Annotated in this window: 23 protein-coding genes and 1 riboswitch; of the genes, 15 read left to right on the plus strand and 8 right to left on the minus strand. The window is 61.6% G+C overall.

What is annotated here, in order from left to right:
* Positions 1 to 85 precede the first annotated feature (85 nt).
* From murB to AC0V6U_RS01700, 15 genes are all read left to right on the plus strand, one after another.
* Positions 86 to 970 carry a UDP-N-acetylmuramate dehydrogenase gene (gene murB, locus AC0V6U_RS01630; protein WP_472644490.1) on the plus strand — a complete coding sequence of 295 codons (885 nt, stop codon included), beginning with the start codon at positions 86 to 88 and terminating at the stop codon, positions 968 to 970.
* Positions 967 to 1977, plus strand: a complete 1011-nt coding sequence (locus AC0V6U_RS01635) for a D-alanine--D-alanine ligase (protein ID WP_486169350.1) — start codon at positions 967 to 969, stop codon at positions 1975 to 1977. The genes murB and AC0V6U_RS01635 overlap by 4 nt, the downstream gene beginning before the upstream one ends.
* Positions 1964 to 2881: a cell division protein FtsQ/DivIB gene (locus AC0V6U_RS01640; RefSeq protein ID WP_472644491.1), complete on the plus strand. Its 918-nt coding sequence runs from the start codon at positions 1964 to 1966 to the stop codon at positions 2879 to 2881. Before AC0V6U_RS01635 ends, AC0V6U_RS01640 begins: the two co-directional genes overlap by 14 nt.
* Positions 2881 to 4200 (plus strand): cell division protein FtsA, encoded by a 1320-nt coding sequence (ftsA, locus tag AC0V6U_RS01645; RefSeq protein ID WP_472644492.1) that lies wholly within the window; start codon positions 2881 to 2883, stop codon positions 4198 to 4200. The genes AC0V6U_RS01640 and ftsA overlap by 1 nt, the downstream gene beginning before the upstream one ends.
* Before the next feature lie 153 nt (positions 4201 to 4353).
* The gene (ftsZ, locus tag AC0V6U_RS01650; RefSeq protein WP_472644493.1) at positions 4354 to 6081 is read left to right on the plus strand and encodes a cell division protein FtsZ; all 1728 of its coding nucleotides are present in this window, start codon (positions 4354 to 4356) and stop codon (positions 6079 to 6081) included.
* 187 nt (positions 6082 to 6268) lie between these two features.
* The gene (locus AC0V6U_RS01655; RefSeq protein ID WP_472644494.1) at positions 6269 to 7861 is read left to right on the plus strand and encodes a tetratricopeptide repeat protein; all 1593 of its coding nucleotides are present in this window, start codon (positions 6269 to 6271) and stop codon (positions 7859 to 7861) included.
* Between the two features lie 142 nt (positions 7862 to 8003).
* Positions 8004 to 8510 carry a type III secretion system chaperone family protein gene (locus AC0V6U_RS01660; protein WP_472640802.1) on the plus strand — a complete coding sequence of 169 codons (507 nt, stop codon included), beginning with the start codon at positions 8004 to 8006 and terminating at the stop codon, positions 8508 to 8510.
* Positions 8511 to 8547: 37 nt separating this feature from the next.
* Entirely contained in the window at positions 8548 to 9354 is an 807-nt protein-coding gene (locus AC0V6U_RS01665) for a pyrroline-5-carboxylate reductase family protein (RefSeq protein WP_472644496.1), read from the plus strand.
* 177 nt (positions 9355 to 9531) lie between these two features.
* Positions 9532 to 10233, plus strand: a complete 702-nt coding sequence (locus tag AC0V6U_RS01670; protein WP_472644497.1) for a Bax inhibitor-1/YccA family protein — start codon at positions 9532 to 9534, stop codon at positions 10231 to 10233.
* A gap of 220 nt (positions 10234 to 10453) precedes the next feature.
* Complete coding sequence (locus AC0V6U_RS01675; protein ID WP_472644498.1) at positions 10454 to 11398, plus strand: hypothetical protein; 945 nt, start codon at positions 10454 to 10456, stop codon at positions 11396 to 11398.
* A 185-nt stretch (positions 11399 to 11583) separates the two neighbouring features.
* Positions 11584 to 11801, plus strand: a riboswitch (cobalamin riboswitch).
* Positions 11802 to 11931: 130 nt separating this feature from the next.
* Entirely contained in the window at positions 11932 to 13599 is a 1668-nt protein-coding gene (locus tag AC0V6U_RS01680; RefSeq protein WP_472644499.1) for a TonB-dependent receptor plug domain-containing protein, read from the plus strand.
* Positions 13600 to 13669: 70 nt separating this feature from the next.
* Positions 13670 to 13903, plus strand: a complete 234-nt coding sequence (locus AC0V6U_RS01685; RefSeq protein WP_472644500.1) for a hypothetical protein — start codon at positions 13670 to 13672, stop codon at positions 13901 to 13903.
* 39 nt (positions 13904 to 13942) lie between these two features.
* The gene (cgtA, locus tag AC0V6U_RS01690) at positions 13943 to 15013 is read left to right on the plus strand and encodes an Obg family GTPase CgtA (RefSeq protein WP_472644501.1); all 1071 of its coding nucleotides are present in this window, start codon (positions 13943 to 13945) and stop codon (positions 15011 to 15013) included.
* The gene (proB, locus tag AC0V6U_RS01695) at positions 14998 to 16128 is read left to right on the plus strand and encodes a glutamate 5-kinase (RefSeq protein ID WP_472644502.1); all 1131 of its coding nucleotides are present in this window, start codon (positions 14998 to 15000) and stop codon (positions 16126 to 16128) included. The genes cgtA and proB overlap by 16 nt, the downstream gene beginning before the upstream one ends.
* Positions 16125 to 17033, plus strand: coding sequence for an NAD-dependent epimerase/dehydratase family protein (locus tag AC0V6U_RS01700; protein ID WP_472644503.1), 909 nt, complete (start codon positions 16125 to 16127; stop codon positions 17031 to 17033). Before proB ends, AC0V6U_RS01700 begins: the two co-directional genes overlap by 4 nt.
* Before the next feature lie 90 nt (positions 17034 to 17123).
* Here AC0V6U_RS01700 and AC0V6U_RS01705 read toward each other — a convergent pair whose 3' ends face one another.
* The 8 genes from AC0V6U_RS01705 to sseA form a co-directional block, all read right to left on the minus strand.
* Positions 17124 to 17882, minus strand: a complete 759-nt coding sequence (locus AC0V6U_RS01705) for a phosphoadenylyl-sulfate reductase (RefSeq protein WP_472644504.1) — start codon at positions 17880 to 17882, stop codon at positions 17124 to 17126.
* Positions 17875 to 18336 (minus strand): DUF934 domain-containing protein, encoded by a 462-nt coding sequence (locus tag AC0V6U_RS01710; protein ID WP_472644505.1) that lies wholly within the window; start codon positions 18334 to 18336, stop codon positions 17875 to 17877. Before AC0V6U_RS01710 ends, AC0V6U_RS01705 begins: the two co-directional genes overlap by 8 nt.
* Positions 18329 to 19960, minus strand: coding sequence for a nitrite/sulfite reductase (locus AC0V6U_RS01715; protein WP_472644506.1), 1632 nt, complete (start codon positions 19958 to 19960; stop codon positions 18329 to 18331). Before AC0V6U_RS01715 ends, AC0V6U_RS01710 begins: the two co-directional genes overlap by 8 nt.
* A gap of 1 nt (position 19961) precedes the next feature.
* A complete protein-coding gene (locus AC0V6U_RS01720; protein WP_472644507.1) occupies positions 19962 to 20258 on the minus strand; it encodes a DUF2849 domain-containing protein in 297 nt (98 codons plus the stop codon).
* Complete coding sequence (gene cobA, locus AC0V6U_RS01725) at positions 20255 to 21028, minus strand: uroporphyrinogen-III C-methyltransferase (RefSeq protein WP_472644508.1); 774 nt, start codon at positions 21026 to 21028, stop codon at positions 20255 to 20257. The genes AC0V6U_RS01720 and cobA overlap by 4 nt, the downstream gene beginning before the upstream one ends.
* A gap of 103 nt (positions 21029 to 21131) precedes the next feature.
* On the minus strand, positions 21132 to 22223 hold the full coding sequence (locus tag AC0V6U_RS01730; RefSeq protein WP_472644509.1) for a mechanosensitive ion channel family protein: 1092 nt from the start codon (positions 22221 to 22223) through the stop codon (positions 21132 to 21134).
* Entirely contained in the window at positions 22220 to 23440 is a 1221-nt protein-coding gene (gene metC / locus AC0V6U_RS01735) for a cystathionine beta-lyase (RefSeq protein ID WP_472644510.1), read from the minus strand. Before metC ends, AC0V6U_RS01730 begins: the two co-directional genes overlap by 4 nt.
* Positions 23441 to 23443: 3 nt before the next feature.
* Positions 23444 to 24292: a 3-mercaptopyruvate sulfurtransferase gene (gene sseA, locus AC0V6U_RS01740; protein ID WP_472644511.1), complete on the minus strand. Its 849-nt coding sequence runs from the start codon at positions 24290 to 24292 to the stop codon at positions 23444 to 23446.
* Positions 24293 to 24305: the final 13 nt, after the last annotated feature.

Here is a 24305-nt window from a genome sequence, read left to right on the forward strand (position 1 = left end):
ACGACATGGTACAACCCGACGACTGGAATGACCGAGACAGCGGTATGGCTCCGACCTGCGCGATTGAGGGGGTGCGGACGCGCCCGTGCCGACCGAGAACATTCGCGGCCGCCTGACCCAGAACGCGCCGCTGGCAAAATTCGTCTGGTTCAAAAGCGGCGGCAATGCCGATTGGCTGTTTGAGCCTGAGGATCTCGACGATCTGAAGAGCTTTTGCGAGCAGCTGGACGGGGAAATCCCCGTCATGGCGCTGGGCGTCGGCTCCAACATGATAATCCGCGATGGCGGCGTGCCCGGCGTAGTTATCAAGCTGGGCAAGGAATTCTCTGAAGTTGAGATCACCGGCGAAACAACGCTGACCGCTGGGTCCGCTACGCCGGTCAGCATTGTGTCGAGGCGCGCGGCGAAAGCGGGGATCGACGGGCTGTCATTCTTCACCGGCATTCCCGGATCGGTCGGCGGTGTCACCCGCATGAACGGTGGATGCTATGGCCGCGAAACCTGCGATGTCTTGGTCGATTGCGATGTTATCCTGCCGGATGGACAGTTCGTGACGCTGACGAACAAAGAGCTGCAATACAGCTATCGCCATTCCGCATTGCCTGATGGCGCGGTAGTCGTTGCCGCGCGGTTTGAAGGCTTTCCGGGCGATCCGGATACGATCAAGGCGGAGATGAACCGCATCTCCAGCGAGCGCAAAGACTCGCAGCCAATCGGCAGCATGACCGGCGGATCGACGTTCAAAAACCCGCCCGGCCACAGCAGTTGGAAACTGATCGATGAGGCGGGTTGCCGCGGCCTGAGGAACGGCGGCGCACAGGTGAGCGAGAAGCACTGCAATTTCCTGATCAACACCGGCAATGCGACCAGCACTGAAATCGAAGGCCTGGGCGAGATGGTGCGCGAGAAAGTCTATGCCCATTCCGGCATTCAGCTGGAGTGGGAAATCAAACGGGTGGGCAGGCCGTGACCACTTCCGCACCCCTTCATATCGCCGTCCTGATGGGCGGCTGGGCCGCAGAACGCGAGGTCTCTTTGATGACCGGCAATGGCATTGCCGATGCGCTGGAGAGCAAGGGGCACCGCGTCACCCGGATTGATATGGGCCGCGATGTTGCTGCGCGGATCGCTGAGGCGGCGCCAGATGTGGTGTTCAACGCGCTGCACGGCGTGCCCGGTGAAGACGGAACGGTGCAGGGCATGCTCGACCTGATGGGCATACCCTATACCCATTCCGGCGTTGCAACCTCTGTGATCGCAATTGATAAACAGCTGACCAAGCAGGCGCTTGTCCCGCATGGTATTCCGATGCCGGGCGGGCATATCGTCGCCTCCGAAGACCTGCATAAGCGCGACCCGCTGCCGCGTCCGTATGTGCTGAAGCCCGTGAATGAAGGCTCTTCCGTGGGCGTTGCGATCATCACTGAAGACAGCAATGTCGGCAATCCAATTGCCCACGGTGCCGAGGGACCGTGGCAGGAATTTAAAGAGCTGCTCGCCGAACCCTTTATCAAGGGCCGCGAGCTTACCACCGCAGTGATAGACGGGCCAGATGGGCCGCGCGCGCTGGGCGTGACAGAGCTGATCATCGAAAGCGGCTTTTACGATTACGAGCACAAATACACCGATGGCTGCACGCAGCATGTCTGCCCGGCGAATATCCCGGCGGACATTGCAGCGCTGTGCGAAAGCTATGCGATCCGCGCGCACCAATTGCTGGGCTGTCACGGCGCGAGCCGCACAGATTACCGCTGGGATGACGAGGCAGGCGAGGCGGGTCTGTTTGTGCTGGAGACCAACACTCAACCGGGCATGACGCCGCTAAGCCTCGTGCCAGAGCAGGCGAAACATGCCGGAATTGAATATGCCGATCTTGCAGAAATGATCGTGCACGAGGCGCTCAGGATACATGGGGCGGCGCTGGCCGGTTCTGCTGCGCCTGCCAAGCAAACAGGAGGCACTGATGGCGCAGATTAAACGCGGCGGAAAAGGTGTAAGGCGCGCAGTCAAAGCATCGAGCCGGGCGAAAACCGCTCGCCAAGCGCGGGCGCGGACCAGCGGCGTGCTCGATAGCGTGATTGGCTTGCTGCCGTTCACTGACGAGCAATTGCAGCGCATCTTTCTCTCCATCATCATCGGCGGCGCAGTGGCGCTGGCGTGGTTTATCGCCAGCCTTGCAGGCGTTCCGGCGATGGCTCAGGCGCAGGTGGCGTATCTCGCCTCTGACGCTGGGTTTGAGGTCCGCCGTGTGCGCGTGACCGGCACCAACCGTATGGACGAGCAGCACGTTTACAGTCGCGCGCTGGCTCAGCGTGATCGGCCCATGCCGCAGGTTGAGCTGGAGGCTTTGCGCGAAGAATTGTTGGAATTGCCGTGGGTCAAAGACGCGCGGGTTTCCGCTCAGCTGCCGGACACTTTGGCGATCGATATTGTTGAGCGCACGCCGCATGCGGTTCTGGAGAAGCCTGACCGTTTGGTGCTGATCGATGCAGAGGGCACCGAGCTGGAGCCAGTCGCGCGCGATAAGGCCAAAGAGATGCTGATGATTTCCGGTCCGGGCGCGAGCCGCCAAGTGGCCGATCTCGACCGTTTGCTGGCCACTGCGCCTGCGCTGAAACCTCAGATTGAGGCGGCAGAATGGGTCGGCAATCGCCGCTGGAACCTGTCGTTTAAAACCGAGCAAATCCTCGCTTTGCCTGAGGGCGATGACGAGGCAGCAACGGCGCTGGTTAAGTTCGCGCGGATGGACGGGCAAAACCGCTTGATCGGCGGAAAAGTCGCGACCTTTGATATGCGCGCGCCGCCGCGCATCTACATGCGCGTGCCGGGCCGCTCTGAACAATTGCTCGCCAATGCATCGGGCACCGGGGGCACACCGTAATGGCAAGTTCCAAGGGTCACAGCTCCGCCGGTAAAGCGCGCCTTTCCAAGATTTTTGGCGCGGTCAACATCGGCTCGTTCCGCATCTCGGCCATGATCATGGGCGAGACGGAGAACGGCGACCTCATTGTGCTGGGCTCTGGCCACCGCGCCAGCCAAGGGATCAAGCGCGGTTATGTGATCGATATGAGAGCGGCGACCTATGCCATCCGCGACGCGGTGGAGCGGGCGGAGAAAAACGCCGGTGCCAGCGTGCAAAGCGTGTGGGTGGCCTGCGCGGGCGCTGGTCTGGCCAGCAATGTCTCCAAGGTCGAGATTGAGATCGGCGGTCGCCGGATCGAAGAAGAAGATGTTGAACACCTGCTGATCGCGGCGCGTGACACGATCCAGCCCGATGGGCGGATGGTCCTGCACGCTCAGCCAGCGCATTACACGCTCGACGGAGCGCATGGCGTCGCCAATCCGCGCGGCCTCCATGCAGAGCGGCTGGGCGTTGATGTGCATGTGATGCTGGCCGATGGCGCGCCGGTGCGCAACCTCACCGAAGTCGTGCAAAGCGCGCATTTGGAGGTTGAGGGCGTCGTCGCTGCGCCGCTCGCCACCAGCTATGCTGTGCTCTCGCAGGAAGAGCGCGAACTGGGTGTTGCATTGGTCGAAATCGGCAATGATGTGACCAATGTTTCCGTTCATGCTGGCGGCATGCTGCTGGGCCTGCGCGCGCTGCCTTATGGCTCGGGCGATATCACCGATGCGATCGCCAGCGCCTTTGGCATTCGGCGGTTTCAGGCAGAACGGCTGAAATGTGTCTCAGGATCTGCTATCGCCTCGCCAAGCGATCACCGCGAGATGATCCCGGTCAACGGGCCGGGCGATGAGGTCACCGGGCCATTGGCGCGCGGCGCGGATGATAAAAACCGCATTGCGAGGGCAGAATTGGTCTCGGTGGTGACGCAAAATCTCTCCCAGCTCACCGATGAAGTGGGCCGGGCGCTGAAGGCGATGGGCTTTTCCGGCTCGCGGGCAGGGCAAGTGGTGCTCACCGGCGGCGGAGCTGAGCTTGCCGGGCTCGCCGAATTTGCGCAAGGTGCGCTAGGGATGCCCGTGCGCATTGGCCGCGCGCCAACATTAACCGGGCTGCCAGAGGCGCATTCAACGCCGGGCTTTGCGACATTGGCGGGACTATGCCTCTATGCCGCAGATGATCCGGTCGATATCCGCGCAATTGGCGCACAATATCAGCAGACCGCCAAATACGGCGGCGGTGTGGTAGGGACACAAATGGCGGCGCGATTATTCCGCGCGCTTAAGGAATACTTCTAAAGAGCCTTGGTAAGAGGCCGAAGGACAATTGAGGCTCTGTGGATAAGGGTTAGTGCGCTATAACCGCGAAGACGCGAATGTGGCACAAGTATTGAGAATTATTACGTATGGCGGGACAAGGATGGGTCGTCTCTCGCCTGAAAGGGACAATTGATGAGCATTAATATCGGACCAGCAGCGAGCGATGACATGCGGCCCCGCATTACCGTGGTGGGTATTGGCGGCGCTGGCGGCAATGCAATTGCGAACATGATTGAATCCGACATCGAAGGTGTTGAATTCATTGTTGCCAACACGGACGCTCAGGCGCTGAGCAGCAGCCCGGCGGCGACCCGCATTCAGCTGGGTCCGGATATCACCGGCGGTTTGGGTGCAGGTGCCCGGCCAGAAGTCGGCAAAGCGGCGGCGGAAGAAACCGTCTCTGAAATCGAAACCGCGCTGGAAGGCGTGAACATGGTCTTCATCGCCGCGGGCATGGGCGGCGGCACCGGGACTGGCGCGGCCCCAGTGATCGCCGAGGCGGCTCGCCGCAAAGGTGTGCTGACGGTTGGTGTGGTGACCAAGCCATTCCTGTTCGAAGGCACGCGGCGGATGCGCGCGGCAGAGGCTGGGATCGACGAGCTGCAAGAGCATGTCGACACTCTGATCGTCATCCCGAACCAGAACCTGTTCCTGGTCGCCCAGGCAGAAACCACATTCAAAGAAGCGTTCCAGCTGGCCGATGAAGTGCTGCAGCAGGGCGTTCGCTCCATCACCGATCTGATGGTGATGCCGGGCCTCATCAACCTCGACTTTGCCGATGTGCGCTCTGTGATGAGCGAAATGGGCAAGGCGATGATGGGCACAGGCGAGGGCGAAGGTGAAAACCGCGCGCTTGATGCAGCGGAACAGGCGATTGCCAACCCGCTGCTCGATGGTGTCAGCATGCAAGGCGCCAAGGGCGTGATCATCTCGATCATCGGCGGCGAAGACATGAAGCTGCTCGAAGTGGACGAGGCGGCAAACCACATTCGCGAGCTGGTGGACGATGATGCGAACATCATCTGGGGCAGCGCGTTCAACCCCGATCTCGACGGCAAGATCCGCGTCAGCGTGGTCGCAACCGGTATAGAGCAAGGCGCGATTGGCACGACGCGGGACAGCGCGCCTGTTGCGCTCTCCAGTGCGCGCGCGCCGAAGCGTCCGGTTCTGCCATTGCCCGGTGAAGAGGACATCGCAGCGGCGGCGGAAGCTGAGCCGCTGACCTTGTCAGAGCCAGAGCCGATGATCCTGTCCGAACCTGAAGTGGACGAGATCGAGGAAGAGGAAGAGCCAATTTCGGTTGAGCCGTTTGATCTTTCCGGCATGCAAGCCGGCGATGATCTGGGCGAGCTCGACGATGACGATGTCGATGGCATTGTCGATCCGCTGGCCGGTCTGCGCGATGCAGAAGCCGACTTGGGCGAAGGCAGCATGCCGGAACCAGCAGATGATGACGCGTTTGGTTCGGCTGCAGAGGCTGGCTTTGGCGCGGAAGTTGACGGCGTAAGTGATGACGGTGAAGCCGCGTTCGACCTGACCGCAGAAGCACCAGAAGACGATGCGGATGGCGGCGATGATTTGCTCGCCAGCGCAGACCGTCTTGCCGAAGAAGACAATCCGGTTGAATCAGGCGTGCCATCACGCCGCTCTGGCATCCTTGGCTCCGGCCACGGCGATGGCGGCGGCGGAGCAGCAGGCGCGGCATCTGGCGGCGGCAGCACTCTGTTCGAACGCATGGCCAACCTTTCGCGCAGCTCCGGATCGGACGACGCGGAGGAAGAAGAGGAAGAGGATAAGAGCGGCGAAGACGCACCAGCGCTCAGCATTCCGCGCTTCCTCGGACGCCAAAACAACCAGTAACACCGTGCAAGACACGTGAGATAAATCGGGCGGGTGCAGCGATGCGCTCGCCCGATTTGCGTTTGAGGTGCCGCGCGGGTCTATTTCTTGGCACACACAGGCGAGCCGTGCGTTATTCGCCAAGGTGCGGTGTTCACCTCGCTTTCAGTTCGCTTTCGCTAGCCAAAATGGCCAAGGTGTAGAGACTATGATTCTGCTATCCCCCCGTTCGCTTTTTCTGTCTGGCATTGCCTCGCGGTTGCCGCTCGCGCTGCTGGCCGCCAGTTCTGGCCTTGGCCTGAGCATGGCCGCCGTGCCTGCTCATGCGCAGGACAGTGGGGCGACTTCTCGCGAAGTGGTGCAGCCTTTGCCATCGGCTCAGGTTCAGCGCCTCAACCGCGCCCTAAAGCGTTTGGCGCGCAGCCCGCGCGATCTCAGCACTCTGATCGAGGCAGGCAATGCCGCGATGCTGCTGGGCGATATGGACGCCGCAATCGGTTTCTTCGGCCGCGCTCAAGATATCTCGCCAACCGACTCGCGGGTTAAAATGGGCATGGCAGCGGTTTTCCTTCGCTCGGACCGGCCGATTGAAGCGCTACGGTTGTTCAATGAGGCAGAGGCCGCTGGCGCTTCCTCCCGGGACGTGATGGGTGACCGCGGTCTGGCATTCGATCTGGTTGGAAACAATCAAGCTGCACAGGCGAGCTACCGCGATGCTCTGGCGCTCAATGAAGACAGCGAAGTGGTGCGCCGCCTCGCGCTCAGCCAGGCGATTGCCGGGGACAAGCAAGCCTTTGAAGAGATCCTGAGACCGCAATTGGAAGCGCGCGATTTCGCCGCGTTCCGCACGCAAGCGTTTGGCCTCGCGATATTGGGCGAACAAGACGAGGCAGCGGCGATTGTCGATGCGGTGATGCCGCGCGATTTGGCCGCGCGCATGACGCCCTATCTCGCCTTCATGCCGCGCCTGACCAAGGCTCAGCAGGCCGCCGCCGCCAATCTCGGCATCTTCCCCGCTGCTGCGCAAGTAGGCCGCGACGATCCGCGCATTGCCGAATATGCCGCGCAGGGCAGAGCCATTGCGAGCGCAGCGGACACCCGTCTGGCTCCGGCTGGAGAGCCGTTGGGCCGGGTCGCCGATGCGGGCGATGCCGCCGAGCAGAGCTTTACCCCTGGCGTTGAGCAAATCGAGCCTTCTTCTTCCACACCGCCTGCTGCTGCGATCGCTGCAGCTCCTGAAACGCAGACACAAACCACTCCGGCAGCGACCGAAACAGTTCGGGTGGCCCGCGCAGCCGACACTGCGGCGACTGCCCCGGCTGGAAGAGAACCGCCGCGACCCGGATTTGATCTCGCGCGGGTCAACACCCGCGAGACGGCACCAGCACCGCGCTCAAGCGTGGCCGATGCCTTTGCGGAGTTCGGTTCCGACGTGCCGCGCGTTACCAGAGCCGGGGAAGGCGCGGTTGATCTGGCCGCGATTGAGATCCCGCGTGAAAGCGAAATCGAAGCAGAACCGGCAGAGCCAGAGCATCCGCGCCGCCAATGGGTGCAGGTTGCAACGGGTAAGGATCGCTCCGCCTTGCGGTTCGATTGGCGGCGTTTCACCCGCACGGCGCCGGATGAATTGAGCGGTCTTAACCCGCATGTCGTGCGCTGGGGCGAGGCCAATCGCCTGCTCGCCGGACCGCTCGGCACCGCGCAGGAAGCGCGCCAGCTGGTCACCGCGCTGCGCGCCCAAGGTCTGGACAGCTTCACCTACACCAGTCCAGAAGGTCAGGAAATTCAAGAACTTAAATAAGTTTTTGGGTTACGAACAGCTTTCTGTGCACAGGCTTTGAACAGCGCAATAGGGTTCTCCCCAGCCGCACGGACGCCTTCACATTGCCAAGCGACCCTTTGCCGATGCATCTGTCGTGGCTGATGACAAAGATAGCCAAATCATGAGACCGCGCGAGAACGAGTTTAGCGCTTCGGAAGACGCCGCGCCGGTCGATATGCTGGCGGCCTTGTTCGAGGCGCGCGGCTGGCCGTGCGAAATCGTATCGAATGACGAGCTGACCGGCGAAGTGCAGGGCAGCTGGACCAAATATCAGCTGCGCGCGATCTGGCGGGCGGAGGACAATGTCCTGCAATTCATCGCGCTGCCCGATATTCGCGTCAGCGCAGAGAAGCGCCCGGCGGCCTATGAATTGCTGTGCCTGGTCAATGAGCAGATGTGGCTCGGCCATTTCGACATTTGGTCCAATGGCGATGTGCTGCTGTACCGCCACGGCGCGATGCTGGGCGATGATGGGATGCTCAGCCTGACCCAAGCGCAATCCTTGGTCGAAACGGCGATTGATGAATGCGACCGGTTTTATCCCGCGTTCCAATTCGTACTGTGGGGTGACAAGGCCCCGCGCGCCGCGCTCGACAGCGCGCTTGTCGATGCTGCTGGGGAGGCGTAACTCTCTCGCTGATTAGGCGCGAATTTTAGGGGCGGTTATGTCCAAGGTTCTGATATTTGGCTGCGGCAATATGGCGGGCGCTATGCTGGCCGGGTGGCTGGCCGCTGGGGTGGAGCCAAGCCGCTTCGTGGTGGTCGACCGCTCGATGGAGCGCGCACCAGATGGGGTGGAGCTGCACCGCGAGATTCCGCAAAACTCCGTTCATGATGCGATCCTGCTCGGCGTAAAGCCTCAGCAGCTTGCGGATTTGCGACCGCTGCTTCAGCCCGCCGCTGGACCGAAAGTGGCGGTGCATTCCTTGCTGGCAGGGATCACTCTTGCGGGGCTGGCCGAGGCTTTCCCGAATGCCCGCGCGCATGTGCGCGTGATGCCCAATCTCGCCGCACGCATTGGCAAATCGCCCGTCATTTTGGCGCAAAGCGGACTTGATGCAGCGGAATGCGACGGTGTTTTTGCGCTTTATGATCATTTGGGCAGTGCCGTCTGGCTAGATGATGAGGCGCAGTTCAACCTGATGACCGCTCTGGCAGGCTCGGGCCCAGGCTTTGTCTACCGCTTCATCGATGCGCTTGCTGGCGCAGCGACGGACCTCGGTCTGGACCGGGCATCGGCTGACCGATTGGCGCTGACCATGGTGGAGGGAGCCACCACGTTGGCGGGCAATGCGAACAGCTCTCCGGGCGAGCTGGCCGACCAAGTGGCTAGCCCCGGCGGGATGACGCGCGAGGGCTTAAATGTGCTCGATGATGGGGCCGCATTGCGCGCACTTTTGCGGGCGACTCTGGCTGCGACTGCGCAAAAAGGCGATGATTTGGCGCAAAGTTCCGGTAAATCAGCGGGATAGCAGCCTTAACGTAACGTAAGCATCGTCCACCGGTTTTGCTTGAAATACGCGGCAAAAATCACGATATTGCGTAGTGAAGGCGCGTATGTCCGCGCCCGCTTCTAACTGTAGGGATGACCATGTCTGATTGGAAAGACACTCAGCAATCACAGCAGGCCTTTGGCTCTTCTGTGCCCCGTGCCGCAGCGGAATCTTGCCGGTGAGACGTATGATGAGGGCCTGCGCAAGCATATGCTCTCGATCTACAATTACATGAGCTCCGGCGTATTGCTGACAGGTATTGTCGCAATTCTGTTTTCCTGGGGCGGTGTTGAATCGCCAGCCTATTGGCTCGCCGTAAATGGCGGCCTGCTGTTCTGGGCGGTTAAACTTGCGCCTCTGGCCTTCGTTCTTGCGATGAGCTTTGGCCTGCACAAGATGAGCCAGTCGACACTGCAAATCGTGTTCTGGTCGTTCGCGACCGTCATGGGCATTTCGATGTCGACGATCTTCCTCGTCTACACCGGCGAGTCCATCGCGGTAACGTTCTTCGCCACGGCAGCGGCCTTTGCTGGCCTGTCGCTGTGGGGCTACACCACGAAGAAAGACATTTCTGGCTGGGGCAGCTTCCTGATCATGGGCGTAATCGGCCTGATCATTGCCATGGTGATCAACATCTTCTTGGGCTCTGAAACGATGGCATTCGTCATCAGCGGCCTCGGCGTGCTGATCTTCGCTGGCCTGACCGCTTACGATACGCAGATGCTGAAAAACCAGTATCAGCAGATCCGCGGCACGTCCTTCATCGGCAAAGCCGTGATCATGGGCGCGACCAATCTGTACCTCGACTTCGTGAACATGTTCATGTTCCTGTTGCAGTTCCTTGGTAACCGCGACTGATCTGAACGCTCGGTCAGCGCGGTTTGACGCAAACTGTGCCGCGCCAACCGATAAATGATTGCAAACTGTTGATGCCCGGGGCGTGTAATGCGCTCCGGGCATTTGCTTTGGCGTGTAAGCGCAGTAACGCATTGTGCTTCAGCTTGGGGCAAGGCAATCTAGCGCATGCAGAGGGCGCATTGCCCGGGGCGGGTTACGATTTTGAGAGAGGCACATCCTAATGAGCGCAGCACAACTGGCCCAGACGCCGGTACAGCAATCGACCCCTGAGGTCGCATCCAGTTCCGATCGCTCCAACATGGGGCTGCGCATTTTGACCGTCGCCGCTGGTGCTGCTGCGCTTGGCGCTTGCGCCACAACCCCGCCGCCTCCGCCTCCGCCACCACCGCCCCCACCGCCTGTGGTTGAGGCGATCCCATCGCGGCCATTGCCGCCCGGCGGCGCATCCTATGTGATGGATATTCCGGCGACCGGCGCGGACGGCCAACGCATCACCATCAATCGCGGGATTAGCGATGATGAGAAGGTCTGGCACTTCCGCTCTGCTTGGAATGTGGCCGCGCTCAATTGCACCGCCGCGCGCCATGCGCCGGTACTCGACGCGTACAGCTCTTACATCTCCAAGCACTCGCGAGCGCTAAAGCGGGTGAACGACCGGATTGACCGGGTTTATCGCAGCCAGCTGAGCTCTCGGCGCAGCGCGATTATGGCGCGTGAAAGCAAGATGACCAGCGTCTACAACTTCTTTGCTCTGCCGCCTGCACGCTCGAACTTCTGCAACAATGCGCTGGATATTTCGAACCGCTATCTGGCCGCACCGGATGAAGATCCGATCGCCTTTGCGATGGCGAATTTTGAGCTGAAAGAAGCACCGTTTCACAACTTCTTCGCCGACTATGAGCAGTACCAGCGGGATTCGGCCGCTTGGGATGCCCGCTATGGCGAGCGTTACGGCGCGTCTCAGCCGGGCTGGGTCGCGGTTCAGGCCGCGCGCCAATCTGGCAATTTCGGATCGACCCCGCCGCCCTCTGGCTTCGTGGCTGACCCGGGAACCAGCGGCAATGCGCAGGTGCCGATTGTGCCGGTGGACGAGGGCACAGTCTCTCAGCCAGTGACGCAGCCGATCCCTGATGCGGACCCCGCGGCTGCTAACCCGGGCACATAGCGCAGAGCTAGCGCTCCTCACTCCTCGCCGTCGCAGGCATTGTCTTTGCGTGCCATAGCCACTCACGCCCTCCACCTTCCCACCCGGAGTCTACCGGGATACCATCCGGGTGGAAGGGTGGAGGGCGTGGGCGGCGCGGATCTCTGAAAGTTCAACGCGCTTGCGCCCTCTACAAAAGCTGACTAATCGCAATTTCACGCATTGGTAACGGGAATGCGGTGCGGGGCCTTTGGTCCCAAAGCCGCGGCTGTCCCTGCAACTGTAAGCGGTGAGTGATTGACCTCGCGCGGGCTCGGATAGGAGCGCGCAGCCACTGGGAAGGCCGTGAATGGCCGCCTGGGAAGGTGAGAGGCAAAAGCGACGACCCGTGAGCCAGGAGACCGACCAGCGCGTGTCGCTTGTTGCCTGGTTCAGGGATTGATCCGGCGCGAAAGAATTTTCGTCTCGAGCGACGATTAACGGGGCTGCGCGGGGATTTGACGCCGCGCGGTCCGTCGCTTTGGACGGAAGGAATACTCTTGAGAAATCTATTGTTGAGCAGCGCCGCTGCTGTGTTTGCGCTAAGTTGGAGCGGCCAAGCGGCTGCGCAGGATGAGCGCCCGGCGAGTCAGCCCGGCGCACAGTCCGCCGACGATGATGGAGCGGATCCTGAATCCCTCTATCTCTCGGCCACTGTACCCAACATTCTGGTCAGCGCCAGCAGGTCGCGGGACTCTGATGTGACCAAATACACCGGCTCTGCAAAGGTCGTAACGCGCGAGGATATCGCGGTGCGTCAGGTCCGCGATATTGCCGAAGTGCTGCGCGATGTACCGGGTGTGGCCGTCAGCGAAACGGCCGGTCAAACACAAATCCGCCTGCGCGGCTCCGAGGCCAATCATGTCCTCGTGCTGGTCGATGGCATCGAGGTCTCCGATCCCTTTGCTGGCGAATTCGACATCAGCACTTTGCAGGCGGAAATTGGCTCGAACTTAGAGGTTCTGCGCGGCGCACAATCGGCGCTGTATGGCTCTGACGCGGTCGGCGGCGTGGTCGCTTATAACACCGCCAGCGGGAGCGATTTGGAAGGCTTTGCAGCGCGGGTAGAGGGCGGCACGCAGGATACGATCAACGCAGCGGCGCGCTATGGCGCCTCAGGCAGCAATTGGAACGCCGCGCTCAGCGCCAATTTGGTCAGCACCGATGGCCAGCCCAATGCGCGCGGCGGCATTCGCGACATTGGCCGCGACAGCTACACGGTGTCGGGCAAAGGTGCGGTCGATCTGAGCGAGAATTTTGAGCTGCGCGCGGTGGCCCGCTACGTCCAGACCGAGGGGCAGTTCAACAATTCTGAGTTCGATACGACTAGCCCCAACTTTGGCTTGATCGTCGATTCTCCGGAAACCCGCTTTGAAACCGAGGCGTTTTACGCGCTGGTCGGCGCGCGGCTTGAATTGCTCGATGGCGAGTGGACCCACGACCTGTCTGGCCAGATTGCCGATGTCAGCCGCGACACCTTTGGCGCGTTTGGCCGCTCCTCAGGCAGTGAAGGCGAACGGCTAAAGGCTTCCTATGTCTCGGGCATTCAATTCGGCGGCGGCCCGGTCCTGCATCAGGTCACATTTGCGGCGGATTGGGAACGCGAGAGCTTCCGCAACACCGATCCATCCGGCTTTGCCTTCACTGGAGAGCGCGACACCGAAAACACCGGCCTTGTCGGCGAATATCGCCTGTCAGTCCTGCAATTTGAGCTCAACGCCGCGCTGCGCCACGATATCAATGACCGGTTCGCCGATGCGACCACCTTCCGCATCGGCGCCGGCTATGACTTCTTACAGGGCACGCGCATTCGCGCCGCCGCTGGATCAGGCATCAAGAACCCGGGCTTTTTTGAGCTGTTCGGATTTGTCGATGGCCAGTTCATCGGAAATCCCGATCTTGAACCGGAAAAATCCATCGGCTGGGAAGTGGGCGTGGACCAGGATATCGCAGACGGCGCTGTCCGCCTATCGGCAACCTATTTTGAGAGCGAGCTGGAGAACGAGATCTTCACCGCGTTCCCACCGCCGAGCTTCACCGCGACGCCGGGCAACCGCGAGACCGACAGCGAACGGCGCGGGATTGAGCTGTCTGCGCGAGCGCGCTTGGGGCCGCAGTTTTCGCTCGACGCCGCGTACACCTACCTCGATTCTGAGGAAGACGGGGTGGAGGAAGTGCGCTAAGCCAGGTAATATCGCCTCCGCCGCGCTGACATGGACCGCGCCCGATGACGCCGCCTCTGCCACGCTGATCGTGCGCCACAATGGCAGCACCGATGATCTGGCCTTCACCGATCCCAGCTTCGTGCCGGTCCGCGTGCGGCTGGATGATTACACGCTCGTCAATCTGGCGGGCGAGGTGAAGCTGTCGGAGAATATCCGCGCCTTTGGCCGGATCGAGAACCTGCTGGGTGACCGTTATGAGCAGGTGTTCAGTTTCGTCTCGCCTGGCCGTTCGGCTTTGATCGGAGTAGAAGCGAGGTTCTAAACTCTCGCTTTCTGATGAGGAAATGCATAGGAGCGCTCTATGCATTTCCTTGATCAAGCCAAGATATACCTAAAGTCGGGCGGCGGCGGGCCGGGAGCGGTGAGCTTTCGGCGCGAAAAGTACATCCAATATGGCGGCCCGGACGGCGGCAAAGGCGGCAAAGGCGGCGATATCATCTTTGAGGCTGTAGGCGGCCTCAACACGCTGATCGACTTTCGCTATTCGCAGCACTTCAAGGCTCCGCGCGGCGGACACGGCATGGGCCGCGACCGCACGGGGGCTGGTGCAAAAGACTTGGTCGTGAAAGTCCCGGTTGGCACGCAGGTGCTGTCCGAGGATAAGGAAGAGGTGCTCGCCGATTTCACCGAAGTCGGTCAGCGGATCATCTTTATGGAAGGCGGGCAGGGCGGACGCGGCAATGCGTCCTATAAGAGCTCAACCAATCGTGCGCCGCGCCAGCATCAACCGGGTGAACCGGGTGAAGAGGCATGGGTGTGGTTGCGGCTCAAATTGCTCGCCGACGTGGGCCTGGTTGGCCTGCCCAATGCGGGCAAATCGACCTTTATCAATGCTGTCTCCAACGCTCAGGCGAAGGTAGGGCATTACGCCTTCACAACCCTGGTGCCTAAGCTGGGCGTGGTACGCCACAAGGCCCGCGAATTTGTGATCGCGGATATTCCCGGGCTGATAGCAGGCGCAGCCGAAGGCGCAGGGATCGGTGACCGGTTCCTGGGGCATATTGAGCGCTGCCGCGTGCTGATCCACCTGATCGACATTTCCGGCGATGATCCGGCAGAGGCGATGCGCGTGGTCGCCGAGGAACTCGAAGCCTATGGCGCCGCGCTAGAAGACAAACCGCAGCTGATCGTGCTCAACAAGGTCGACCTGGCCGATGATGAGCTCGCCGAGGGCTTCACTGAGGAGCTGAAAGCTGCGGGCGCTGACGAGGTGTTTGTGATTTCTGGCGCGAGCGGGGCGGGCATTGAGCCATTGCTCGATGCGGTGCTGGGCTATCTGCCGGATCGCACCTCGACTGAGACGAAGGCGGCAGAGGTCGAAGAGCTTCCCGAAAACGAGGATGGGGATGCAGGCGAATGGTCGCCGATTTAAGCGCATTTGCTGATCCTGCCGCTTGCCCGCGTTTGGTGGTCAAGATTGGCTCAGCCTTGCTGGTGCAGGACGGCGCGCCGCGCCGCGAATGGCTTGCGACACTGATCGCTGATGTCGCGCGGCTGCGCGCGAACGGACAGCAGGTGATCCTGGTCAGCTCCGGCGCGATTGCGCTGGGCGCGGCCCGGCTTGGCCTGCCCAAAGGCGGCAGAGCGAGCCTGGCCGATGCGCAGGCCGCGGCGAGTGTCGGCCAAGTCGCGCTGGCTCAGCTGTGGGCAGAGGCGCTGGGAGCGCACGACATTACAGCGGCGCAAATGCTGGTGACGATTGGCGATCTGGAGGACCGACGGCGCTATCTCAATGCCTCCGCGACGCTCGAACGCCTGCTGGAGGCGGGCGCGGTTCCGGTCGTCAACGAGAATGATAGCGTGGCGACAGAGGAAATCCGCTTTGGCGATAACGACCGGCTGGCCGCGCGCGTCGCGCAGGCGGCGAATGCGGATGCGGTGCTACTGCTGTCCGATGTCGATGGGCTGTACGATAAGCCGCCGGGAGAAGACGGCGCGCGCCTGATTGAGCGGGTCGACAGCGTCACGCCCGAAGTGATCGCCATGGCCAGCGATGCCTCCTCATCTGGGCTGGGCTCCGGCGGGATGACCGCCAAATTGCAGGCCGCGCAGATTGCCGAGCGCGCCGGAATTGCGCTCGCGATTGTCAATGGCACGCATGATGCGCCGATTACGCAGATGCAAGGCCGGGGCATTGGCACTTTGTTCGCGGCTAAAGATGTTGGCGATGCGCGCAAGACTTGGCTCGGCGGGCGCTTGGCGCCAGAGGGCAGCATCACGGTTGATGCAGGCTGCAAAAAGGCTCTGACCAAGGACGGGGCCAGCGTGCTCGCGGTCGGCATCACTGCGGTCGAAGGCTCGTTTCAACGCGGTGATTTGATCACTGTGTGTGCGGCGAATGGCACCGTTCTGGCTCAGGGCCTATCGGAATATGATGCGGTCAGTTGTCGGCGGATCGCGGGCCTGCGCCACGATCATCAGGCCAAAGTGCTCGGCTATGCTCCGCGTGCAGCGGTGGTTCACCGCGATCATCTGGTGCTGCTGTGAAGCTGGCCGTTACCGGGTCCACCGGCTTCGTCGGTCAGGCGTTTTTGGACGTTGCCACAGCCACGGGCGAGCATGAAGTCCGCGCGCTGACCCGGCGCGAACAGGCTCCGCGCGAGGGCATCACCTGGGTTCAGGGGACGCTCAGCGATGTAGAGGCCCTGTCCAAGCTGATCGGTGGCGCCGACGCGGTGGTGCATATCGCCGGGCTCACCAACACGCCCGATCTCACAGAATTCGAAGTCGCCAATGTGCTTGGCACTCAGAACATGATCGCCGCGACAAAGGCGGCGGGCGTGAAGCGGTTCGTGTTCGTCTCCTCGCTCTCTGCGCGCGAGCCTGACCTGTCCGCCTATGGCGCGTCAAAGGCGCGGGCGGAGACATTGGTGGAGGCCAGCGGCCTCGATTGGACGACGGTGCGCCCGCCAGCAGTTTATGGCCCGCGCGACACCGATATGTTTGAGCTGTTCCGCAGCGCGAAATGGGGCCTTGTGCCGCTGCCGCCGCGCGGGGCAACCTCGATCATCCATGTGCAGGATTTGGCCGAGCTGCTGCTCGCGCTGACCGGGCCGGTCGCGCCCAGCCGCGTGCTGTTTGAGCCGGACGATGGCCGCGAGGGTGGCTGGAGCCATAAAGAGCTAGCCCATGCAATAGGCGCGGTGATGGGTCGCAAGGTTCTAGCGCCAAACCTGCCCGCTAGCGTGCTGAGCGCAGCGGCGCGCGCGGATAAGATGCTGCGCGGTGACAAGGCCAAGCTGACCGCCGACCGGGTCGGCTATATGTGCCATCCCAATTGGGTCGCGCGCACGCTGAAAGCCGTGCCTGCCCGGCTTTGGAAACCCAAAATATTCGGCGAGGAAGGCCTTGCTCAAACGGCCAAATGGTATCGCGACAAAGGTTGGCTTTAATGAAGCGCGAGTCTCCGCGAAGGCGGGGACCTCAATCAGGATAATGCGATACGGACAAAGGTCCCCGCCTTCGCGGGAACTCGAGCTAGATTAGAGGAAGGGTTCCTCGCCCGGCTTGTGGATGCCGCATTCGGTCTTGTCCCAGCCTTTCCAACGCCCAGAGCGCGCATCTTCGCCTTCGGCAACCTTGTGCGTGCACGGTGCGCAGCCAATCGAAGGATAACCCTCCGCCACCAACGGGTGACGCGGCAGGTCATGCTCTTCAAAATAGGCTTTGATATCATCAGCTGACCAATCGATCAGCGGATTGATTTTCAGCCGCCCCTGGGCGTCGGACGTATCCACTTCGAAGCGCGGCAGGTTGGCACGCGTGCTCGATTGGAACGCTTTGCGCCCGGTAAAGCTCGCATCGTAATTCGCCAAAGCCTTGGCCAGCGGGATCACTTTGCGGATTTCGCAGCAACCGTCGGGATCGTATGACCAGCGCAGGCCAGTCTCATCCTTTTTGGCGAGCTCTGCTTCGTCCGGGGTCAGCACGATCAGATTGGTGAGACCGATCTTTGCCGCCACCTCGTCGCGGTAGGCAATCGTCTCGTCAAAATGCTTGCCGGTGTCTAGGAACAACACTGGCACACTCGGATCAACCTGCGCGATTAAGTGCAACAATACAGCGCTTTCCGCGCCAAAGCTGGAGACGGTGGCAACATCGCCTGCGAGGCTGCCCTTGAGCACGCCTTCGAGCATTTCCAGCGTGCTGGACCCGCGAAACATGCGGTTGAGGCGCACGGCGTCATGCTCGGTAAAGCGCGGTCCGGTTTCTAAGCGGTCGATCTGGCGGGTCTCACTCATGGCGCAGCTCTGCAATTGTGCGGCGTCCCGTCTCTCTGGCATCGGCGGCGCTTTGATAGACATTGCCGAAGCCTTCAAAGGCGCGGCGCGCATCACCTTCATCGAGCGGTTTGTCCGGCGCAAAGGCGTCAAAGCCGCAGCGGCGCATGTGCGAAAGCTGATCGATGAGCACATCGCCAACTGCGCGCAGTTCGCCCTCATATCCGGCCTCGCGCAGAATGCGGGCAGCGGAATAGCCGCGACCGTCGCCGAAACTGGGGAAGTTCACCTCAACCAGCGCGAGCCGGTCCAGGAAGGGCAGAAGTACGCGCGCATCATCGCCCGGTTCAATCCGAACGGCGGTCGCGTTGGTTTGATCGCAGCAAGCATCGACGGTGACGGTGCCGTGATCGGCAGGCTCATCATCGCGGAAGCGGAATTGCACTTCGTCCGGGCTGGTGCCTAGATCAGTCATAGAGTGCCTCCTTAAACGGGGTCATGCCGATGCGGCGGTAGGTGTCGAGGAAGCGTTCGCCATCCTCGCGCGTCTCAAGATAGACGTCGGTTACGGTCTCAACCGCTTTGATCACGCCGTCCTCGTCAAAGCCGGGGCCGGTGATCTTGGCGAGGCTCACGTCTTCCGCTTCGCTGCCGCCGAGCGAGAGCTGATAGTTCTCAGTGCCTTTCTTATCGACACCGAGAATGCCGATGTGGCCCGCATGGTGATGCCCGCAGGCATTGATGCAGCCAGAGATTTTGAGCTTCAGCTGGCCGAGCTCTTCGGTCCGGCCGTTCTTCGCAAAATTCTCTGAAATCCGCTGAGCCAAGGGAATCGAGCGGGCGTTTGCGAGCGCGCAATAATCAAGGCCGGGGCAGGCGATGATGTCCTCAATCGTGTCGAGGTTCGGCGCGCCGAGGTCTGCCGCCTCGAGCTCGGTCCAAAGCGCGTGCAAATCGGCGATTTTGACATGCGGCAGAACGATGTTCTGCGTGTGCATGACGCGCAGTTCATCAAAGCTGTATTGCTTGGCGAGCTTCGCCATCAAGCGCATCTGATCGCCGGTCGCATCGCCGGGAATGCCGCCAACCGGCTTCAGGCTGATGACCGCGCTGACATAGCTGTCGTGCTTGTGACGCACCGTGTTGCGGTCGACCCACAGCGCAAAGTCGGGATCAGAGCGGTCAACGCTCTTGGGTCCGTCTTCAAACGCGGGATCGGCAAAGAACGGCTTGATCCGCTCCAGTTCCTCGCGCGGCGGTTCGACGCCGTGATCGAGCAGGTGCACGAATTCTTCCTCGACCTGGCGGGTGTATTCCTCTGCGCCAAGCTCGTGGACCAGGATCTTGATCCGCGCCTTGTACTTATTGTCGCGCCGCCCGTAGCGGTTGTAGACGCGCAGGCACGCCTCGGCATAGGTAACGAGCTGATCGAGCGGCACAAAGTCGCGGATCATCGGCGCGATCATCGGGGTGCGGCCCATGCCGCCGCCGACATAGAAGCTTGCGCCGATCTCGCCCGCGTCATTCTTTACGATCTGAATCCCGATGTCGTGCAGGCGCATGGCCGCGCGGTCGGTCTCTGCCGCGATGACGGCGATTTTGAACTTGCGCGGCAGATAGGTGAACTCCGGGTGGAAGCTCGACCATTGGCGCAGCAGCTCGGCATAGGGACGCGGATCGATCAGCTCGTCGTGAGCCGCGCCTGCGAAGTGGTCAGACGAGATGTTGCGGATGCAATTGCCGCTGGTCTGGATCGCGTGCATCTCAACCTTCGACAGGTCGGCGAGAATGTCGGCGGCATCCTCCAGCTTGATCCAATTGTACTGCAGGTTTTGCCGCGTGGTGAAGTGGCCATAACCGCGGTCATATTTGTCCGCGATATCGCCCAGCGCGGTCATCTGCTGCGAGTTAAGCGTGCCATAGGGGATTGCGACCCGCAGCATATAAGCGTGCAGTTGCAGGTACAGGCCGTTCATCAGCCGCAGCGGCTTGAACTGGTCCTCGGTCAGCTTGCCATCGAGGCGGCGCTGAGCCTGATCGCGGAACTCCTCAACGCGGGCGTCGACCATCGCTTTGTCGTATTGGTCATACTGATACATCTTAAATCACCCAGTCCCAGCCGGTTTTGGAGGCAGTCGGCACCGCGAGATCGCGGCGGACCGTTGGACCGAGTGCGCGCACCCGGTCCTTAATATGAGCAGGCCGCACGCCTTCTTCGGTGCGGCTGGCGACCAGCGCGTAGGGCACGTTCACCCGTCGCGCGGCTTCTTCAGCGGCGAGGATTTGCTCGCCCATATCGCCAACATCGACCGCGTCATGCACGGATAGCGACCAGTTCTGGCCGTCCCACCAGACGACTTCGCCGGTTTTGAGGTCATTTCCTGTGAGGATATTCATGTGACGGCCTGTGTTTCCTGCGCCTTGGCGGCGGTGTTTGCGATTGAGTGGTCGTCCCGCGCGGTCACATCGCCGATCACGATGAGCGCGGGGCTTTTGACTTTGTGGGCTGTGACGAGCTGCGGCAGACCCGCGAGCAATCCTCGCACAACCCGCATTTCCGGGCGCGCGGCATTTTCAATCACGGCGACGGGAACATCGGGCGCAAGGCCGTCTGCCATCAATTTCTCAGCGATCTGAGGCGCGGTTTTGACGCCCATATAGATCACCAAAGTGCGCCCCTTACCCGCGAGGCCAGACCAGTCCTGATCCGATAGGCCTTTGCATTGGCCTGCAACGAAGCTGACAATGCTGGATGCGTCGCGGTGGGTTAGGGCGATTTGCGCCGCTGCGGCCGCGCCATTGGCGGCGCTGATGCCGGGCACGATCACCACGGGGACACCGGCGGCGCGGGCGTCTTCGGCTTCTTCACCGCCGCGTCCGAACACCAGCGGATCGCCGCCCTTAAGGCGGATCACGTCGCGGCCCTTCTTCGCCTCGCGGATCAGCAAAGCGTTGATATCGTCCTGAGGCAGAGTGTGCCGCGCGCGCTGCTTCGCAACCGAGATAAACTCAGCCGTAGCCGGAGCCATTGCGAGTATTTCCCGGCTTACCAGCCCGTCATGCACCACCAACTCAGCCGTCTCGAGCAGCCGCGCCGCGCGCAAGGTCAGCAGGTCGGGATCACCCGGGCCTGCGCCGACCAGATAGATTGTGCCTGTCTTTTCCATGAGGGCGAGATGGGCCGCTCGCCGCGATCGCGCCAGTGAGAATGGATTTGCGCCCCTTTAGCAAAGCTATTGCGCGCTCGCTGTAACCGCAGACCGCCGGGGTTTAGGCGGAATTTTTCTCCGACATCACTTCGATCAAGCGGTCCATTTGCTTGCTGGAGCGAAGGTGCAGATCGCGCTGAGGGAATGGAATTTCGACGCCGTGTTCGTCGAACAATTCCCACACGCGCTTGTAAACATCAGAGCGGATGTTCGCGAGGCCTTCTTCCGGGTCCTGGATCCAGAAACGGATTTCAAAGTCGACGGAATTGTCGCCAAAGCCCATGATGTTCACGCGCGCTTTGGGGCTCGGCAAAATGCGGTCAGTCTCAGCAACGGCTTGATGGAGCAGCTTTTCAACCAGCTTCATATCGCTGTTATAGGACACGCCGACAGGCGCCTTTACCCGCACATCGCGCGAGGAATAGGACCAATTGACCACCTGATTGATCATCAGGTTTTCGTTCGGGATCAGATATTCGGTCTGGTCGCGGGTGATGACGGAAATGGCGCGAATGCCGATCTTGCGGATCTGGCCAAAGCTTTCATTGCCCGCCTGATCGGTGACCGAGATCACATCGCCCGGCTTGATCGACTTATCCATCAGCAGCAGGATGCCTGAGATCAGGTTGCCGAAGGTTTTCTGAAGGCCAAAACCAATCGCCAGGCCAAATGCGCCGCCGAAGAAGGCCAGCGCGGTGAGATCAATGCCAAGCAGGTCGATCCCGATAAAGAACGCCAATCCCCACACGAACATGGTGCTGAGCTTTTCCGCCAGCAGGCGCTGAGTGGAATCGAACCGTGTGACCCGGCCCAGCAGGTTCTTGCACAAGCGGATCGCCAGCATCGCGCCGGTGATGACCAGCGCAATCACGCCGATTACCAGCAGAATATCGAACAGCGAGACACGCATGTCGCCGATGCTGAGCGCCCAGGCATCGAGCGTGTCGACGACAGAGCCGGCGGTTTTGCTTTGCGAGGCGATCCCGTCGCGAATGCCCTCGCTGGCTATAATCTCGGTTTCCTGCTCCGGCGCGGTTTCCGCCATGGTCCAGGCCTGGCCGGTCGCGGGCGCGTCTGGCGCGGTCAGTGTGTCTGAGCCTTCGGTGGCAGCAGAGGTCTCGTCGGATGGGGCAAGGGGCGTAGTGGCAGTCATAAATCTTTCATCGCGGCAAAGCCGGTTTGCAGGTCTGCAATCAAGTCTTCAGGATCTTCGAGGCCGATCGATAGGCGAATGCTCATGGCAGCACCAGCATTGTCTCCGCCGTCTGCCTCTGCTCCGGGTACAGGCATCGCATCGCGAATGGGCGCGGCGTCATAAGGCAGGGCGAGGCTTTCATACCCGCCCCAGGAATAGCCGATCCCGAACAGTTTGAGATTGTCGACTAGTGCGGCGCGGCTTTCCGGCGTTGCATCGGCCAAAGTGAAGCTGAACAGGCCGCATCCACCGGTGAAATCGCGGCTCCACAGCGCGTATCCCGCATCGCCCTCCAGCACAGGGCAATGCACGGCGGCTACCTCTTTTCTGTCGCGCAGCCAGGCGGCGATCACGCGCGCGCTTTCGACGCCGCGCTCCAGCCTGATCTCCATCGTGCGCAGACCGCGCAAAGCCAGCGCCGCATCATCGGGCGAGACGACATTGCCCATTTGCTGGCTCGTCTGGCGCAGGCGGCGATAATAGCGCTCACCCGCGCTCGCTGCGCCCATCATCAGGTCAGAATGCCCGCCGACATGCTTTGTCAGGCTCATGATGGAAATGTCGCATCCGCGCTCCAGCGCTGGAAAGCCAATCGCGCTGGCCCAAGTGTTGTCGATCAGGCTCACCGCGCCGCGCTCCCGCGCAATCCGGGTCAGCTCGGGCACATCGCACACTTCCATCGTCAGGCTGCCCGGGCTTTCGAGCCACACAGCCTTGGTCCGCTCGCAAAACAGCGCCTCATAGGCGGGGATATCGAGCGGGTCGAAGAAGCGATGCTCCACGCCCCAGCGCTTTAGAAATCCCATCGCCATGATGCGCGAGGGCTCATAGGAATTGTCGCTGATCAGCAAGACATCGCCGGGTTTAAGCACGCTCAGCAGCGCGCTGTTAATGGCCGCCACGCCGCTGGGATAGAGCATCGTGCCCGCCGCGCCCGGCTCCAGCTGGCTCAGCGCCTCGGCCAGCGCCCATTGCGTTGGTGCGCCCTGACGTCCGTAGTAAAACTTGCCGTCCTTCGGCTGCGATCCGCCAGCTTTGCGGTCTGCTTCGCTGGCATACAGATGAGTGCTGGCGCGCCAGACTGGCGGATTGACGACCTGACCGGTCCATTCCTTGCGCCGCCCCGCGCCGACGATTTTCGTGCCGGGCTTCTTGCCTGATAGGTCGTCTGCCATGCTCTAGTTTCGCGGTCCGGTGGACTTCGGCGTGGCCGGATCGCTGCCCCAATCGGACCAGCTGCCATCGTACAGCGCCCAGTCGGTTTTGCCGAGCTGCGCCAGCGCGAGCAGCAAGACGCTGGCGGTGACGCCGCTACCGCAGGTGGTGGTGATGGGCTTGCCCATATCCACTCCGGCGTTCTCAAAGGCGCCGCGCAATTCGTCCGCCGATTTGAAGGTGCCGTCTTCATTGTAGAGCTCGCTGAACGGCAGGTTGTAAGAGCCGGGGATGCGGCCCCCCTCTACGCCGTGCACGGGGTCTGCGCCTGCGCCTTCAAACCGGTCGGCACTGCGCGCGTCGAGCACCTGCTCTTCCTGTGGTTCCAGATTGGCGAGCATATCGGCCTTCATCCGCAAGCGCTTTGGCTGGCTTAGCTCAGGCATGCTGCTGGCTTCGATATCCGGCGCTCCTGCTTCGAGCGGGCGGCCTTCTGCGCGCCATTTGGCAAGGCCGCCGTCGAGCACCGCAACCGGGGCGATCCACGAGGATGTGAGCAGATACCAGGCGCGCGCAGCGGTTTTCACTGCGCTGTCGTCATAGATGACAATGCGGTCACCCAGCTGAATGCCCAGCTCCGCTATGCGCGCCGCCAATTGCTCTGGCCGGGGCAGGGCAGAGGGCACGTCGCTGGTTTTGTCGACCAGGCTGGCCAGATCGAAGAACCGCGCGCCGGGTATATGCGCGGCGGCGAATTCAGCGCGCGCATCGCGGTTCGCCGCTGGAAGGTGGAGCGAGGCGTCGAGAACCACCAAATCCTCGTCGCTGAGTGCGTCAGCCAGCCATTCGGTGCTGACGAGATTATCGGTCATTTGGTCCATGAGG

It is taken from the genome of Erythrobacter sp. W36, assembly GCF_057364935.1.

What these genes read in the sequence shown, in the direction of transcription:
- AC0V6U_RS01675 (WP_472644498.1), top strand. Translation starts at nt 10,454, where the DNA reads ATGAGCGCAGCACAACTGGCCCAGACGCCGGTACAGCAATCGACCCCT.
- ftsA (WP_472644492.1), top strand. Translation starts at nt 2,881, where the DNA reads ATGGCAAGTTCCAAGGGTCACAGCTCCGCCGGTAAAGCGCGCCTTTCC.
- AC0V6U_RS01705 (WP_472644504.1), bottom strand. Translation starts at nt 17,882, where the DNA reads ATGAGTGAGACCCGCCAGATCGACCGCTTAGAAACCGGACCGCGCTTT.
- AC0V6U_RS01655 (WP_472644494.1), top strand. Translation starts at nt 6,269, where the DNA reads ATGATTCTGCTATCCCCCCGTTCGCTTTTTCTGTCTGGCATTGCCTCG.
- sseA (WP_472644511.1), bottom strand. Translation starts at nt 24,292, where the DNA reads ATGACCGATAATCTCGTCAGCACCGAATGGCTGGCTGACGCACTCAGC.
- AC0V6U_RS01715 (WP_472644506.1), bottom strand. Translation starts at nt 19,960, where the DNA reads ATGTATCAGTATGACCAATACGACAAAGCGATGGTCGACGCCCGCGTT.
- ftsZ (WP_472644493.1), top strand. Translation starts at nt 4,354, where the DNA reads ATGAGCATTAATATCGGACCAGCAGCGAGCGATGACATGCGGCCCCGC.
- AC0V6U_RS01730 (WP_472644509.1), bottom strand. Translation starts at nt 22,223, where the DNA reads ATGACTGCCACTACGCCCCTTGCCCCATCCGACGAGACCTCTGCTGCC.
- AC0V6U_RS01660 (WP_472640802.1), top strand. Translation starts at nt 8,004, where the DNA reads ATGAGACCGCGCGAGAACGAGTTTAGCGCTTCGGAAGACGCCGCGCCG.
- metC (WP_472644510.1), bottom strand. Translation starts at nt 23,440, where the DNA reads ATGGCAGACGACCTATCAGGCAAGAAGCCCGGCACGAAAATCGTCGGC.
- AC0V6U_RS01665 (WP_472644496.1), top strand. Translation starts at nt 8,548, where the DNA reads ATGTCCAAGGTTCTGATATTTGGCTGCGGCAATATGGCGGGCGCTATG.
- cgtA (WP_472644501.1), top strand. Translation starts at nt 13,943, where the DNA reads ATGCATTTCCTTGATCAAGCCAAGATATACCTAAAGTCGGGCGGCGGC.
- AC0V6U_RS01710 (WP_472644505.1), bottom strand. Translation starts at nt 18,336, where the DNA reads ATGACTGATCTAGGCACCAGCCCGGACGAAGTGCAATTCCGCTTCCGC.
- AC0V6U_RS01640 (WP_472644491.1), top strand. Translation starts at nt 1,964, where the DNA reads ATGGCGCAGATTAAACGCGGCGGAAAAGGTGTAAGGCGCGCAGTCAAA.
- AC0V6U_RS01720 (WP_472644507.1), bottom strand. Translation starts at nt 20,258, where the DNA reads ATGAATATCCTCACAGGAAATGACCTCAAAACCGGCGAAGTCGTCTGG.
- proB (WP_472644502.1), top strand. Translation starts at nt 14,998, where the DNA reads ATGGTCGCCGATTTAAGCGCATTTGCTGATCCTGCCGCTTGCCCGCGT.
- cobA (WP_472644508.1), bottom strand. Translation starts at nt 21,028, where the DNA reads ATGGAAAAGACAGGCACAATCTATCTGGTCGGCGCAGGCCCGGGTGAT.